This window comes from Guyparkeria halophila, from assembly GCF_034479635.1.
GTDB lineage: Bacteria > Pseudomonadota > Gammaproteobacteria > Halothiobacillales > Halothiobacillaceae > Guyparkeria > Guyparkeria halophila.
On the sequence record NZ_CP140153.1, the window covers coordinates 680,160 to 695,320 of the forward strand.

The 15,161-nt window shown below is 66.5% G+C and carries 14 protein-coding genes; 10 read left to right on the forward strand and 4 right to left on the reverse strand.

Annotation, left to right across the window (positions count from 1 at the left end; translation table 11 throughout):
- The first annotated feature begins 4 nt into the window (after positions 1-4).
- From pssA to SR882_RS03130, 5 genes are all read left to right on the forward strand, one after another.
- Positions 5-784: a CDP-diacylglycerol--serine O-phosphatidyltransferase gene (gene pssA / locus SR882_RS03110; protein ID WP_322521892.1), complete on the forward strand. Its 780-nt coding sequence runs from the start codon at positions 5-7 to the stop codon at positions 782-784.
- Between the two features lie 244 nt (positions 785-1,028).
- Positions 1,029-2,576 (forward strand): 2-isopropylmalate synthase, encoded by a 1,548-nt coding sequence (locus SR882_RS03115; protein WP_322521893.1) that lies wholly within the window; start codon positions 1,029-1,031, stop codon positions 2,574-2,576.
- A 19-nt stretch (positions 2,577-2,595) separates the two neighbouring features.
- The gene (locus SR882_RS03120) at positions 2,596-3,144 is read left to right on the forward strand and encodes a hypothetical protein (protein ID WP_322521894.1); all 549 of its coding nucleotides are present in this window, start codon (positions 2,596-2,598) and stop codon (positions 3,142-3,144) included.
- 17 nt (positions 3,145-3,161) lie between these two features.
- The gene (gene rimI, locus SR882_RS03125) at positions 3,162-3,608 is read left to right on the forward strand and encodes a ribosomal protein S18-alanine N-acetyltransferase (RefSeq protein ID WP_322521895.1); all 447 of its coding nucleotides are present in this window, start codon (positions 3,162-3,164) and stop codon (positions 3,606-3,608) included.
- 65 nt (positions 3,609-3,673) lie between these two features.
- Entirely contained in the window at positions 3,674-5,275 is a 1,602-nt protein-coding gene (locus SR882_RS03130) for a peptide chain release factor 3 (protein ID WP_322521896.1), read from the forward strand.
- A gap of 48 nt (positions 5,276-5,323) precedes the next feature.
- Here the strand turns inward: SR882_RS03130 and SR882_RS03135 are convergent, their stop codons facing one another.
- A complete protein-coding gene (locus SR882_RS03135; protein ID WP_322521897.1) occupies positions 5,324-6,031 on the reverse strand; it encodes a hypothetical protein in 708 nt (235 codons plus the stop codon).
- Positions 6,032-6,324: 293 nt separating this feature from the next.
- Between SR882_RS03135 and SR882_RS03140 the strand changes: the two genes are divergently transcribed.
- A complete protein-coding gene (locus SR882_RS03140) occupies positions 6,325-7,110 on the forward strand; it encodes a rhodanese-like domain-containing protein (protein WP_322521898.1) in 786 nt (261 codons plus the stop codon).
- 45 nt (positions 7,111-7,155) lie between these two features.
- On the opposite strand, the gene gluQRS is transcribed toward SR882_RS03140, so the two are convergent.
- Positions 7,156-8,085: a tRNA glutamyl-Q(34) synthetase GluQRS gene (gluQRS, locus tag SR882_RS03145; RefSeq protein WP_322521899.1), complete on the reverse strand. Its 930-nt coding sequence runs from the start codon at positions 8,083-8,085 to the stop codon at positions 7,156-7,158.
- A 169-nt stretch (positions 8,086-8,254) separates the two neighbouring features.
- Here gluQRS and SR882_RS03150 point away from each other — a divergent pair, with 169 nt between their 5' ends.
- From SR882_RS03150 to SR882_RS03160, 3 genes are all read left to right on the forward strand, one after another.
- Entirely contained in the window at positions 8,255-10,276 is a 2,022-nt protein-coding gene (locus SR882_RS03150) for a lytic transglycosylase domain-containing protein (RefSeq protein ID WP_322521900.1), read from the forward strand.
- Between the two features lie 94 nt (positions 10,277-10,370).
- Entirely contained in the window at positions 10,371-11,921 is a 1,551-nt protein-coding gene (sbcB, locus tag SR882_RS03155) for an exodeoxyribonuclease I (protein ID WP_322521901.1), read from the forward strand.
- Between the two features lie 105 nt (positions 11,922-12,026).
- Positions 12,027-12,665, forward strand: coding sequence for a CBS domain-containing protein (locus SR882_RS03160; protein WP_322521902.1), 639 nt, complete (start codon positions 12,027-12,029; stop codon positions 12,663-12,665).
- A 14-nt stretch (positions 12,666-12,679) separates the two neighbouring features.
- Here SR882_RS03160 and SR882_RS03165 read toward each other — a convergent pair whose 3' ends face one another.
- Both SR882_RS03165 and SR882_RS03170 read right to left on the reverse strand, forming a co-directional pair.
- The gene (locus tag SR882_RS03165; RefSeq protein ID WP_322521903.1) at positions 12,680-13,108 is read right to left on the reverse strand and encodes a CZB domain-containing protein; all 429 of its coding nucleotides are present in this window, start codon (positions 13,106-13,108) and stop codon (positions 12,680-12,682) included.
- A 405-nt stretch (positions 13,109-13,513) separates the two neighbouring features.
- On the reverse strand, positions 13,514-14,269 hold the full coding sequence (locus SR882_RS03170; protein ID WP_322521904.1) for an HAD family hydrolase: 756 nt from the start codon (positions 14,267-14,269) through the stop codon (positions 13,514-13,516).
- Positions 14,270-14,345: 76 nt separating this feature from the next.
- On the opposite strand from SR882_RS03170, the gene SR882_RS03175 reads away from it, so the two are divergent.
- Positions 14,346-15,152, forward strand: a complete 807-nt coding sequence (locus SR882_RS03175) for a BPSS1780 family membrane protein (protein WP_322521905.1) — start codon at positions 14,346-14,348, stop codon at positions 15,150-15,152.
- The last annotated feature ends 9 nt before the right edge of the window (positions 15,153-15,161 follow it).

Genomic DNA, 15,161 nt, shown 5'->3' on the forward strand with positions numbered 1-15,161 from the left:
GAACATGGATCACGACACGCAGACCGAGCAGCAACCGGCCGACCGGCAGGATGACCATCGGCGGCGCAAGGCGATCTACCTTCTGCCCAACCTGATCACGACCGGCGCCTTGTTCGCCGGTTTTTTCGCGATTGTGATGGCCGTCCAGGACAACTTCGTTCCGGCGGCCATCGCCGTGTTCGTTGCCATGCTGCTCGACGGCATGGACGGGCGCGTGGCGCGGATGACCGGCACCGAGTCGGAGTTCGGCATCCAGTACGATTCGCTCTCCGACGTGGTCTCGTTTGGCATTGCACCGGCCTTGATCGTCTACCTCTGGAGTTTGCAGGGCATGGGCGATCGCTGGGGCATGCTCGGTGCGTTCGTCTTCGCCGCGGCGGCGGCCATTCGCCTGGCGCGCTTCAATGTGCAGGTGGAGACGGTCGACAAGGGGTATTTCGTGGGATTGGCCTCGCCGGCGGCAGCGGCCGTGCTGATGGGCATGGTGTGGTTTTTCGAGGCGCACGGGATCGCCTTTCACCAGCAGCAGGGCTGGGTCTGGGTGATCACCATCACCACCGGCCTGCTGATGGTCTCGAGCTTTCCGTACTTCAGCGGCAAGCGGCTCTCGCCGCGCCTGCGGCTGTCTTTCCTCAGCCTGCCGATCGCGATCATCGTGTTCGTGCTGCTCTTGAGGGATTTCGCGTTGACGCTGTGGGTGCTGGCCAGTGCCTATGCGCTTTCGGCCCCGCTGTGGACGCTCTCGCATGGATTGCGCCGGCGGCTGAAACGCTCGGCGTCTTGAATCGGAGCGCCTGGGTCGTTAACTTGGCAAAGATGAGCAGTCGTTTTTACGCAGCCCGTTGTTCCCTCCCGGCCACCGTTCCGGTGGTGGGGCTGCGTGGCGTCTGCCCGTCGCTGCTGCTGCGACTGCCCCGCTGGGGCTATTGAGAGACGATGCCTGGCGAGGCGATCCACGCGACCAACTACCGACTAGATAAAGAACGTCCGACGGGAAGACCCCGGCGGCGACACCCGAGGTTTTTGCCATGAGCAGCAGTGACTCCCTGATCATCTTCGACACCACGCTCCGCGACGGCGAGCAGAGCCCGGGCGCGTCCATGACGCGTGACGAGAAGCTGCGCATCGCCCGTCAGCTCGAGCGACTGGGCGTGGACGTCATTGAGGCCGGCTTTGCCGCGGCGAGCGAGGGTGATTTCAACGCCATTCGCACCATCGCCGAGCACGTGGAACACTCCACCGTCTGCTCGCTGGCGCGCGCCGGCGAAAAGGACGTGCGTCGTGCCGGCGAGGCGGTCTCGCCGGCACCCAAGCGTCGTATCCACACCTTCATCGCCACCAGCCCGATCCACATGGAAAAGAAGCTCCGCATGACGCCCGACGAGGTGGTCGGGCATGCGGTGAACGCGGTCAAGATCGCGCGTGAGTACACCGACGACGTCGAATTCTCGGCCGAGGACGCGGTGCGCTCGGACATGGACTTCCTGGTGCGGGTGTTCGAGGCGGTCATCGAGGCCGGCGCGACCACGCTCAATGTGCCGGATACCGTCGGCTATGCCACGCCGGGGCAATGGGGCGAGCAGATGGCGACCTTGATCGAGCGGGTCAAGGGCTCGGACAAGGTGGTCTGGTCGACGCACTGCCACAACGACCTCGGTCTGGCCGTGGCCAATTCGCTGGCCGCGGTGCGCTCGGGATTCCGTCAGGTCGAGTGCACCATCAATGGTCTCGGCGAGCGGGCCGGCAACGCCGCGCTCGAGGAAGTCGTCATGGCCACCCGCACCCGGCCGGACATCTACGGCGTTTCGACCCGTATCGATGCCACCCAGATCGTGCCGACCTCCAAGCTGGTCTCGACCATCACCGGCTACCCGGTGCAGCCGAACAAGGCGATCGTGGGGGCCAACGCCTTCGCGCACGAGTCTGGCATCCACCAGGATGGCGTGCTCAAGCACCGCGAGACCTACGAGATCATGCGCGCCGAGGACGTCGGCTGGTCGACCAACCGGTTGTCGCTGGGCAAGCTCTCCGGGCGCAACGCCTTCAAGAGTCGCCTGAAGGATCTGGGTGTCGAGCTCGAGAGCGAAGAGGCGCTCAACGACGCCTTCCGTCGATTCAAGGAACTCGCCGACAAGAAACGCGAGATCTTCGACGAGGACATCCAGGCGCTGGTCTCCGAGGTCTATGACGAGCAGGAGGAGCTCTTCCGCCTGGTCGCCCTGCATGTCTGCTCCGAGACCGGCGAGACACCGGAGGCGACCATCACCGCCTCGATCCGCGGCGAGGAGATGACCGCCACGGCCACCGGGGCCGGCCCAGTCGACGCCGCGCTGGCCGCGATCGAGAAGATCGTCGCCTCGGGCGCGAACCTGCAGCTCTATTCGGTCAACAACATCACCAGTGGCACCGACGCCCAGGGCGAGGTCAACGTGCGCCTGGAGCGCGCCGGTCGCATCGTGACGGGGCAGGGCGCGGACACCGACATCGTGATCGCCTCGGCGAAGGCCTACCTCAACGCCATCGAGCGCCTCGAGCATCCGCCCAAGCGCGCCCATCCGCAAATGGGTGACGTGTGACTCGGAGCCCGGTCTGAGCATGGCCTTGCGGGTCGATCGCGAGGCTGCTCTGGGGTGGCTCGGCATCGAGGGCTTCCGCCCCAGTGGGCGCGTGCGCCCGGCTCAACGACGGCTGGCCGGTGAAAGTGATGTGCCGACCGCCGATGGGCCCGTCGAGCCACAGGGCGAGCGGCAGAACCAGCCACCGAACGGGCCACAGAATGGGCCACCGCCGGCCCCGATCGACATCCCGGTGGATACCTCGGCCGATCGCGCGAGCCCGGTGCCTGACGGGGCGGGCGACGAGCCACGCCGGGAAGCGCCCGTGGTCGAGGCCGCCGCGGCCCCGGTCGAGCGGGCCGACGAGGTGTTGCCGGATCGCGTGTGTCTCGCTGCCGACTCCCCTCACCGGGCGCTGGCCGAGGCGATTGCCCAGGTCGCCGGCCTGGCCTGCGAAACGGGCGAGGGTGGCGATATCGTGACCGTGCGAGGCGAAACCTGGGAGCTGGCGTCTCTGGCCGGCGACGGGGCGGCCAAGCGTCGGCTGTGGCGGGCCCTGACGGCCCGTGGCCGACGGGCGCGCGGGTGAGGGCCGAGTCCGCCGTCATGCCGACATGGGACTGGGCCGCACTGGCCGGCGAGGACCTGCCGGAGATCGTCGCGATCGAGGAGGCGGCCCATTCCTACCCCTGGAGCGAGGCGATCTTCGAGGATTGCCTGCGGGCCGGTTATCGGCTCGACGGGGCCTTTTCGCGCGGGCAGTTGATCGGCTACTCGGTGGTCATGAGCGTGCTCGACGAGCGGCACCTGCTCAACCTGTGCGTCGATCCCGCCGTCCAGCGGCGCGGGGTGGGGCGATTCCTGCTCGAGCGACTGTTCGAGTCGGCGCGCGCCGGCGGGGCCCGGTGCGTGATCCTCGAGGTGCGTGCCGGCAACGACGCGGCCATCGCCCTCTACGAGTCAGCGGGCTTTACGGAGATCGGGCACCGCAAGGCGTATTATCCGGCCCCCGGTGGCCGGGAGGATGCGCGCGTGATGCGCTGCCTGCTGTAGTTCCCAGTCATTGTTCCATCGGCCCGTCGTGACGGCGGGCCCTGTCATTGCAGACCCGAGAGTCCATGAGCACTACCCCCGAAAACGATTACTCCAGTCGCCGCACCTTCGCGATCATCTCGCACCCGGACGCGGGCAAGACCACCATGACCGAAAAGCTGCTGCTGTTCGGCGGTGCGATCCAGCTGGCCGGCACGGTCAAGGGCAAGAAGTCCGGCCGGCACGCCACCTCCGACTGGATGGCGATGGAGAAGGAACGGGGCATCTCGGTGACCTCCTCGGTAATGCAGTTCCCCTACCGCGAACGCATCGTCAACCTGCTCGATACCCCCGGTCACGAGGACTTCTCCGAGGACACCTATCGCGTGTTGACCGCGGTGGACTCGGCATTGATGGTGATCGACGCGGCCAAGGGCGTCGAGGCGCGCACCATCAAGCTGATGGAGGTCTGTCGCCTGCGGACCACGCCGATCATGACCTTCGTCAACAAGCTCGACCGCGAGGGCCGTGATCCGCTCGAGCTGCTCGACGAGGTCGAGACCGTCCTGAATATCCGTTGCGCGCCGGTGACCTGGCCGATCGGCAGCGGCAAGCGTTTTCGCGGCATCTATCACATTGCCCAGAACACTACCTATCTCTTCGGCTCGGCCGATGGCACCCGCGATCAGGCCGTCGAGGCGATCAAGGGGCTCGACAACCCTCTCCTCGACGAGCGTCTCGGTACCCAGGCCGACGAGTTGCGCGAGGAGATGGAGCTGGTGGAAGGCGCGGCCGACGTGTTCGACCTCGGCGCCTATCTGAAGGGCGAGCAGACGCCGGTGTACTTCGGCTCGGCGATGAACAACTTCGGCGTGCAGTCGCTACTCGATGACTTCGTCGAGTACGCCCCACCACCGCAGCCGCGCGAGGCGACCGGCCGAACGGTCGAGCCCTCGGAGAACAAGTTCACCGGTTTCGTCTTCAAGATCCAGGCGAACATGGACCCGCAGCACCGTGACCGGATCGCCTTTCTGCGCATCTGCTCGGGCGAGTTCCGCCGCGGCATGAAATCTCACCACGTGCGCCTGGGGCGCGACGTCAAGATCCCGGATGCGCTGACCTTCATGTCCTCCGACCGCGTGCGGCTGGAAACGGCCCAGGCCGGCGACATCATCGGCATCCACAACCACGGCACGGTCCGCATCGGCGATACCTTCACCGAGGGCGAGAAGCTGGCCTTCACCGGCATCCCCAACTTCGCCCCGGAACTGTTCCGCCGGGCGCAGCTCAAGGACCCGCTTAAGTCCAAGCAACTGCTCAAGGGCCTGTCGCAGTTGTGCGAGGAAGGGGCGACCCAGCTCTACCGGCCGATGACCAACAACGACCTGATCCTGGGGGCGGTGGGCGTACTGCAGTTCGACGTGGTCGCCCAGCGCCTGAAGGACGAGTACAAGGTCGACTGCCGCTTCGAGGCGGTCAACGTCAATACCGCCCGCTGGGTGGAATGCGACGATCCCAAGCGCTTCGAGGAGTTCAAGAACAAGAACCAGGCGAACCTGGCCATCGATCACGCCGGTGAACTGGTCTATATCGCGCCGACACGCGTCAACTTGCAGATGGCGCAGGAGCGCTGGCCCGAGGTGCGCTTTCTCGCCACCCGTGAGCACGGTGACTACCGCACCGAGTAACTCCGGTAGACGTTCACTCGTGGATCCTCCGCGCGGCGACGTCCCGATTCAGTGGTCTTCCGGGTCGCCTTCGGGCGCTCCGCCCAGCGTGCGTTCGACCAGCTGGTCGAAGTGGGCCGGGTTGATGTACTGGAACAACTCCTTGTCGTCCGCTTCGACGGTGATGGCCAGTCCCTTCTCCGGGTAGAGCCACAGCATTGCCGGCGGTTCGTCGTCTCCTTCGCCGCGGGGGACCGCTCGCTTGTCCGCCGGTTCACCGAAACGTCGCGTAATGAGTTCCTCTTCAAAATCCGCGGTGGGCGCATAGCTGATCGAGCGGATCGGCTTTTCCTGTGCCTCGAGCAGTGCCTCGTCCGACATCGAAAGCTTGCGTGCCCCGCTCGGCGTCGGGTCCGCAATGCGCGATTCGTCCGCCCAGCGCTCCAGGGTCTCCTGGTCCACGTCGGCCACCAGGACCACGGTGGCGGTCAGGGGACCGACGTTCATCCGGCCGAAGAACGCCTCCATCGACAATGGCTCGTCGGGCTGGGCGAAGATCGACAGGTCGGCCTTCTGATCGTAGAGCCGCTTGAAGTCCAGCAGAGTCGATTCCTCCAGCGTCACGCCGAACACCGATACCTGCCCACGCTCGTTGACCTCCACATCCCAGGGCAGGAACGGGTGGTCGGGCGGGGTCGGTTCACAGCCTGCCAGCAGGCCGGCCAGGAGGGTCGCGCCGAGGGCGAGCGAGCGGGGGGCGGTAACAAGGCGGCGCATGGGCATTCCAGAAGACTCGAGGGGGTGGAGGCGATGGCTCGTCAAAGCGACCGTCGGTCGCGACATGAGCCCGGATTTAATCAGCCCGGCGCGCGACGGGCAAGTCGCAGCTCAAGGCGGGCGTCTCGTCCGTATTGCGTCCAACGAGCGCAAGGGGGTATGTTGCCTTCATTCGGATTGTCACATAGGGAAACGCCTTCGCGTTTCCACAGGGAGGGACGCACATGCCGTATGCCGGGAGTTCAAAGGGAGTTGTCAGTCGGTTGAGAGGGGGGCGGCGATTGTCGGGTGCGTTGGCACTGGGACTGAGCCTGCTCTTCACCGGCCTGGTCGCCGCGGACGATTTTCCGTTACGCGACAAGTACGCCTCGGTGGGCGTGCCGCCGGTGGAAACCGAGGAGCTGGCTTCCTCGCTGGATGCCATGACCGTGGTCGATGCGCGCTCGCCCTACGAATACGAAACCCTGCATATCCGGGATGCCGTCTCGATCCCGCTTGCCTCGCGGGACTTCGGTGAGTCCGTGCTGGGCTTGGCCAAGGAGTCGGGCCAGCCCCTGGTGTTCTACTGCAATGGCGTGACCTGCGCGGTCTCCTACAAGGCGGCGCTGAAGGCCAAGGAGGCCGGAGTGGAGGATGCGCGTGTCTACGATGCGGGTGTATTCGCCTGGGCCCAGGCCCATCCCGAGCACACGGTGTTGCTGGGCGAGCCGCTGCAAAGCGCCGACCGGCTGATCGCCAACGAGGCCTTCCAGGACCACGTGCTTGACGAGGACGCCTTCTACGCGCGCATCCAGTCGAGTACCAATCCCGTGATCGTCGACATCCGCAGTAAGAATCAGCGCCAGGGCGTGTCGTTGTTCCAGATGCAGGATCGTCACGTTCCCCTGACCAACGACAACCGCGAGCTCGGTGGGCTGGTGCAGGCGGCCATGGCGGAACAGCGGCCGATGTTTTTCGTCGATGCCACCGGCAAGCAGGTGCGCTGGCTGCAGTACTACCTCGAGGCGCAGGGCGTCACGCAGTACTGGTTCCTCGAGGGTGGCGCCAGCAAGATCTACGAAAGCATGGGGCTTCAATAACGCCGCGCCACCCGCCGGTTGCCAGGCCGGGTCAGAGCGACCCGGTCATCCTGCGGGTCGGTGGGGGCTTGCTGGTTGGCGAGCTGCGGGGGCGCGGTCGCGCCATTCGGTGGTCCAGCGTTCCAGCAGGCCGGCTGCCGTCTCCCGGTCGGTCATCGCGGTGTCCAGTCCCAGCACGCCGGCCGCCTCTCGAAGGTTCTCCACGGCCCGCCGGTTGTCCAGCGGGGCGGCATGATTGGTCTTGCTCAGTTTGCGCCCGTCGGGGCCATTGACCAGTGGCAGGTGCAAGTAGCCTGGCACCTGCAGCCCGAGCGCCTCGGCGAGTTCCGCGTGCAGCGGCGTGAGGTCGGCCAGGTCCTCGCCCCGGACGACCTGCGTGATGCCCATCTCGTCGTCATCGACCACGTTGGCCAGGTGATAGGCGATCGGCCCGTCGGCCCGTCGCAGGACCGGATCACCCACCTCGGTGGCCAGGCACTGTGCCAATTCGCCCAGGCGTCGGTCGGTGACCACGCGCCGATGCTCGCCCACTCGGAATCGCCACGCATGACGTTCCTGCGCCTCGGCCGGCCGTTCGCGGCAAAAGCCGGGGTAGATCGGACCGATCGCCCCCATGGCCTGCCCGTGTCGTTCGGCCCAGTCGCGCAACCGGGCCCGTGTGCAGTTGCAGCGATAGACCCGTCCGGCCGACTCCAGTTGCGCCAGGGCGGTTTCGTACTGCGCGGTACGCTCGCTCTGAAAGACCACGTCGCCGTCGAAGACCAGCCCATGGGCCTGTAACTGATCGAGGATCGTCTCGATCGCCTCCCGACGGCTGCGTGCCTGGTCGGTATCATCGATTCGCAGGGCCCAGCGCCCGTTGTGGGCCCGGGCATCCAGGAAGCTTCCCAGCGCCGCGACCAGCGAGCCGGCATGCAGCGGCCCCGAGGGCGTTGGCGCGAAGCGGCCATGGTAGGTCGTGCTGCTGGTGGTCATGGGCGTGCCTGCATTGCGTGATGCCTTGCGATGTAATGGCCGATGGCAGCGAACTCAAGGCCGATCGGCGCATCCTACGGGATGCCGTTCGATCCGGAACTGAGCCGGGCCATGTTCTTCTCGTTTCCCCGGCGGCCCCTCCACCGTCCCGATGTCGTAGAGTATCGATATGTTCCGATTCCGTGTTCCCGCTCCCACTCCTGGTCGTGTTGTCGCCCGTCGCTTCAAGAAGGGGGCTGCCCTGTTGCTGGCGCTCGCGCTGCCCTTTGTCCCCGCGCTGAGCCCCGCCAACGAACCCAGCGGCGTCATGGGCGAGGCGCTGGATGGCAAGCTGGGAACGGCCCTCGAGGCGATCGAGCGCGGTGATCGTAACGTCCTGGATGGCGCCCTGGCACAGTTGCAAGCCGATCGGCATGGTGACCAGGTTGCCCGCTATCTGGAAGTGCGGTGGTTGCTGGCACGGGGCGAGCGTGAACCGTCGGCCGTGGCCGCCCGGCTGCGAGCGCATCCGGAAAGCCCGTTGATGCCAAGGCTCAAGCGCCGATACCTGGATCAACTGGCCGAAACCGAGGCCTGGGGCGAGTACCGGTTGGTCTTCGACCGCGCCCCCGAAATCAACCCGGGCACCCGGCGCCAATGCGCCTACTGGCAGGCCGAGTTGGTGCTCGAGGGCGTCTTGAGTGATGGGCAGGCCGACGCTGCCCTGGCGGTGTGGAAGCGCGGTCGCAGTCAGCCGGAGGCCTGTGACCCGGCATTCGACTGGCTCGATGCCAATGGCTACCTCGACGAGTCTGCCTATCGGGCGCGCGTGCGCGCCGCCGTCGAAACGGGCCAGGATGGTCTGGCGCGTTACCTCGTCCGCCAAGGCCCCACGGGCCTGGCAGCCTACCGGGACCGTTGGCTGGCCCTGCGTGATCGTCCCGCGACCGCCGTGCCGGCGCTGATCGAGGCCGAGGGGGATGCCGAGGAGGTCACGCAGGGACTGCTCTGGCTCGCCAAGCGCGAGCCGGCGCTTGCTCGCGAGTGGGTGGCGCGTGCCGCTTCCCAGGAACTGATCGACGCCGAGCAGGCCGGCCGCGTGTCCCGACTGGCAGCGCTGAAGGCCGCCTATCGCTACGAGCCGCAGGCGCACGAATGGCTCACCGAGGTGCCGTTGGCTGCCCGTGACGAGGAGGTCTGGACCTGGACCGTGCGTTCGGCCTTGCGGTACCTGGACTGGTCACGGGTCAAGGCGTCGATCGATGCCATGCCCGACGAATTGAGCGAGCGGCGCGAATGGCGCTACTGGCGGGCCGTTGCCGACGATCACCTGGGGCAGGCGACAGCGGCACGTACGGTCTGGCGCGAGTTGGCCAAGACACCTGACTACCATGGTTTCCTGGCCGCTGACCGGCTCGGTATCGTCTATCCCCTGCCCGCGGATCAAGGCGCGCCGCCGAGGCCCGCGGACGAGGCCGTCGCCACGCTGGCCGCCAATCCTTGGCTGTCGCTCGCCTTTGCCCTGCATCGGCTCGATCGCCCCGACGATGCCCGTCGCCTGTTCAATCACGAGATCGACGGATTGGGCGAGGATCTCCTGCCGGCACTTGCCTACCTCACCGACCGGGCCGAATGGCACGACCGGGCCTCGGTGGTGATCGCGCGCATGGACAAGCTGCACGATCCCGAGTGGTATGCGACCCGTTTTTCGCTGCCGCACCGGGCACTGGTGCAGGCACAGGCCGAACGACAAGGCGTGCCGGCCGAATGGGTCTACTCGATCATGCGCCGCGAAAGCCTGTTCATGCGCGACATCGGCTCGGGTGCCGGGGCGCAGGGGCTGATGCAGTTGATGCCGGCGACCGCACGCTGGATCAATCGGCAGGCCGGGCTGGGGTTATCGCCGGGACAGCTGGCCGACCCCGGCACCAATGTCGCGCTGGGTACGGCCTACATCGGGCACATGGCCGAACGGTTCAAGGGACAGTACCCGTTGGCCACCGCGGCCTACAATGCGGGTCCGGGGCGCATCAAGGGGTGGTTGCCGGCGGTGCCGTTGCCGGGGGATGTCTGGGTTGACACGATCCTGTTCGACGAGACGCGCGCCTATGCGCAGGCGGTGCTGGCGGGCATGGTGACCTATCGTTGGCGGCTGACCGGTGAGCCCCGTCGCCTGGGCGAACTGCTGTCGGTGGTCACGCCGCAGGAATGAACCGGAGCGATCCGGAATTCCCCGGAGTGACCCCGGAATGACCCCGGAACACCGGGGCTGATCCCCTTATTCACTGATGCCACGGAGTCGGGCCTTGTCTGTTGCCACCACGCCACCGAGCTTCCTGTTTTTCGACCTGGAGACCACGGGGGCCGACCCGGTCTTCGACCGCCCGCTGCAGTTCGCGGCGATCCGTACCGACATGGCGCTCGAGCCGATCGGCGAGCCGGTGGTCTGGTACGCGCGTCCCCCCGAGGATTGCCTGGCGCATCCCGCGGCGGTCATGACCACCGGCCTGCTGCCCGATGACCCGGTACTGGCCGGGGCCGATAGCGAGGCGAATCTGGCCAATCGCATCCACCGACTGGTGAGCCAACCGAACACCTGCGTGGTCGGATTCAACAACCTGCGCTTCGATGCCCCGATGTTGCGCTTTCTCTTCTGGCGCAACCTGCTCGATCCCTATCGTCACGAGTGGGCCGACGGCAACAGTCGGTTCGACGTGCTGGATGCCGCGCGCGCCTATCGCCTGCTGGCACCCGATGCGCTCAATTGGCCGGTGAACGGCGAAGGGCGACCGACGCTGCGGTTGTCCGAGCTGTCGGCGGCCAACGGGCTGACGCACGAGAATGCGCACGATGCCCTCAGTGACGTCGAGGCCACCATCGAGCTGGCGCGCGCCCTGCGCGATGCCGATCCGGTGCTCTGGGAGCGCCTGCTGGCGGCAAGGGACAAGCGGGAGGTGGCGCGTGTGATTGATCAGCCCGGTCACGGGCCTTTCCTGCACGTCTCGCCACGCCTGCCGGCGCGGGTGGCCTCGGCATCGATGTTCGCCTCCTTCGGTCAGGTCGACCGCAATCGCAATCGGCGCGAATGCTGGGACCTGCGCTTCGACCCGCTGCCCTGGCTGGATCTGGATGCCGAGCAGTGGGCCGAGCGTCGCTTCCTGAAAAATCCGCCGATCGACGCCGAACGAGACTGGGACGACCTGCGCCTGCCGATCAAGTCGATCCACCTCAACCGCGTACCGGTCGTCCTGCCCGCCGAGACGCTCGAGCGCGACGGGGTGGCCCAGCGCATGGTGATCGATCGCACCCGGATCGACGAGCATGCCGAGTCCTTCCGGCGTCACTTCGATGCCTTGCGCGACCGTCTGATGGGGGCGTTGGCGCAGACCGAGGGCGAGTTCCCGCCCCGGCCGGCCGAGCAGTCGCTCTACGCGGGCTTCGTGCCCAATGCCGACCGGCGCCACCTCGAGGATTGGTGGGGGCGGGCACGAAGCCTCCGGTCACGACGGGACGCGATCGCCCATGCGCGGGACCTGCTTGCCTGGTCGTTCGAGGATCCGCGCCTGCCGGACCTGGTGGAGGGCTTTGTCGCCCGCAATCTGCCCGAGGCACTGGATGCGGCCTCCGGGGAACGATGGCGGGCCCGTCTGGTCGATCAACTACGGCCCGGGCAGCGTGCCGGGCATGGCGACGGGACGGACATCGGGGTGGCGCGCGATTTTCCCTCGCTGTTCGCGGAGGTCGAACGCCTGGCCGACGACGACCACTGGTCGCCTGAGCAACGGGCGCTGCTCGGTCCGTATCGGCGCTGGCTCGAGGCGCGCGAGCGGGCGGTGGCCGAAGGCGTCGGTAAGTGATTCAAAGCTTCTCTGACAGCAGCCAAGCAGCCGCAATTCAGACACTTGCGCTCAAGTGATCAGGCCCAAAGCCGATAACCCGACAGGGAACACGAGGAATTCAGCATGAGCTTTACGGTCTTTGGTCGCGGGGTCAGCGACGGGGTGACCATCGACGAGGCGGCGTCACCCGGTCTGCTGCGCCCGCCAATGATGGTCGAGCCGCCGCCGGCGGTCCGCGAGGACCAGGCCGGTACGCCGTTCGCGCTGGATCGTGATGCCCGTGCCCCCCGTGATGATTCGCTGCGTGCCTATCGAGAGGCCGCCGGGCAGGTCAATCGGGAGCCGGCACCGGTGTCGGTGGCCGAGCAGATCATGTCGCGGCCGGCACTGACCATCCGCATCAATGAGACCGTGGGCCGGGCGCGCGACCTGATGGCAGAGCGGCGCATTGGCCTATTGCCGGTGCTGGGGGAGGACGGTCGCATCGAGGCGATCATCACCCGCGGGGACATCACGCGTCAGCGCATTCGCTATTCGGATCTGGCCAAGATGCCCGTCGGAGCGATCGCTCGCTTCGAGGTGCTGACGGCCGGGCCCGCGACCAATATTCGTGAACTCGCTCGGGTGCTGCTCGAGCAGGATATTCGTGGCATGCCGATCGTCGACCAGGCCGAGGATCCGCCCCGGGTGGTGGGGGTGGTTACCCGCAGCGACATTTTGGGGGCCTTGATCAACTATGCACCGCTCGAGCTCTGGCTGTAGTCGATCCTGAAGCCTTAGATGGCGGGCGTCGTGCCCTGCCGTTGGGCCAGCTCGCAGCTGTCGCTGTAGGCATCCCGCATCAGGTTGAAGCAGGTGGCCAGGAACAGGCTCTGCAGTTCGACGAACTCGTCAAAGGATTCTCGCTCGGCCTGTGTGCCGCCTTCGGCGCTGGTGATCAGGGTGTCGGCCGACCGGTGCATCTTCACGTGCAACTGGTGGACGTTTTCGAACTCACCCTGACGCCCCGGCGGCGCGCCGTGGCTTTCCAGGAATCGGCCGAACCGACATTCGTGCTCACTCACTGTCGGTCGGGGCGTGCCGTACAGCAGTACCGCCATGATTCGTGAGTACCAGTCGAAGTGCCAGTAGGTCACTTCCTCGAAGCCGTCGATGAAGGCCTGGTAGTCGAACGGATCCGGCAGGTTTGGGGACGATGCGCTCATGGGCGGTTTCACTTGCGGTGTAGGGCGTGGGGTCAGTTTAGGGAAGGGCTGCACGAATAGCCAACACCTCTGCGGGTCGCCAGGCGTCCAGATGCAAGGCGCAGTGCGTCGCCCAATGGCCGTCGCCATTGGCAAGCGCTGCAACACCGCAGATGGGCGCCTGGCGGCCCGCCCGAAGGGGCTTACCGGCTTGCCCGCCCTCGGTGTTGCCGATTCTCGCCGGGCACTGAGCCCGACTTCGAATCGGCGCCTTGATGGCGAACAAGCCGGTAAGCCAGAGGCATTGGCTATTCGTGCAGACCTTCCCTAAGCGATTTCATTTCGCCCTGACAGGATGATTCGAACATTCGGCCATGACGACTTGATGTCGCCAAGGCGGTATGGAATGCGGCGTGCCGACCTGTCCTAGCGTTCCAGCAGCCCAGCGAGATAATGCAGATCGACCAAGCCGTTGTCGGGGGCGGGGCCGGCAACCGTTTCGGCGGGGTTGCCCGGCTCTCCCAGCTGGGTATGCACGGCAATCGCCCCCTCGAAATCGTCGCCGGCGGTGTAGTCGTTGATCGTGACCACCACCGGTACGTTGGCGGCGCAGGCCGACCGCACGCCGTTGGCCGAGTCTTCCAGGGCCATGGCCTCGTTGGCGGCGAGCCCCATTTTCTCGAGGGTCCAGGTATAGATGTCCGGCGCGGGCTTCTTTGCCGGCACGATGTCGCCGGCGGCGATCAGCTCGAACCAGTCGGGGCTGTCATCGCCCAGCGTGGCGCGCAGCAGGCCGGTCACGTTCTCGGGAGTGGTTGTCGTGGTGATCGCCAGGCGCATGCCCGAGGCGCGGGCCTCGTCGATCAGCCGCTTTACCCCCGGGCGCAGCGGGATCTCGCCGCGGCGCAGGAGCTCGAGGTAATGCGCCGTCTTGGCCTTGTGTAGCCCGGCGATCCAGCTGGCGAGGTCGTCGATGGCGGGCAGCGCGGGGGCATGGGTGTCGATGAAGTGCCGGATGCGCTCCTTGCCGCCGGTCACGGCCAGCAGCTCGCCGTAGGTGGGCACGTCCCAGCGCCAGTCGAGCCCGGCTTCACGGAAGGCGAGGTTGAAGGCGACACGGTGGCCGTCGCGCTCGGTGTCGGCCATGGTGCCGTCGACGTCGAAAAGAATGGCTTTCAGCATGCGGTGTCCGTGCGTTTGTGGTTACCATTGGGCCCGGCCGTCGGGCCACGAATCAAAACGAACGAGAGTCTACTCAATGCGCAAACGACCGGCCAGTTCCGGTGCCCGCTGGATTGCGGGTGGCTGGCAGCTTTTGAAGACCCGCCCGGGTCTCGTGATCGGCAGCGTACTGCTGATGTACCTGTTGGTGTTCCTGACGAGTTTCGTGCCGTTGATCGGCATGGGGGCGGGCTACCTGCTCGCCCCGATCCTTGGCGGTGGCGTGATCGTGATCTTCGCCCGGATCGCCGAGATCCTCGAGCGGGCCGAGGAAGAGCCGCTGGCGCGCGAGCAGTCGATCGGTTTCGATCTGCTGTTCTCGCAGTTCTCCGGGCAGGCGCCGTGGCGCCCCTTGCTGGGTTTGGGTGGCGTGACCATCCTGGTGAACCTCGCCATCCTGCTCCTGCTGGCGGCCTTTCTCACCGCGGCGATGCCGGAGGGCGGCATGGCGGCCCTCAACAACCCCGAGACCACCGACAGCGAACGGTTGTCGCAATTGCTGCCCATCCTGACCTCGGGGTCGGCGATGGGCATCTGGTTGGCGGTGGCCGTGATCTACGTGCTTTATCTTTCGGCCATGCTGTTCGCTATTCCACGGGTGGTGCTCGCCCAGGCGAGTCTGACCGCGTCGCTGGTGACCAGCTTTCGCGCCGTCTGGATCAACTGGTTGCCAATGCTGATTTTCGGCCTGATCTGGCTGGGGCTTTTCCTCACCATCCCGTTGACGGCCGGCCTGAGCGCGATCCTGCTGGTGCCTTGGGCCTGGGCGGGGCTTTATGCGGCCTATGTCTCGATCTTCCCGGCCGAGGACGTTCGGGCCGATGCCGCAGAGGCCGGGAATTGACGGAGCTGT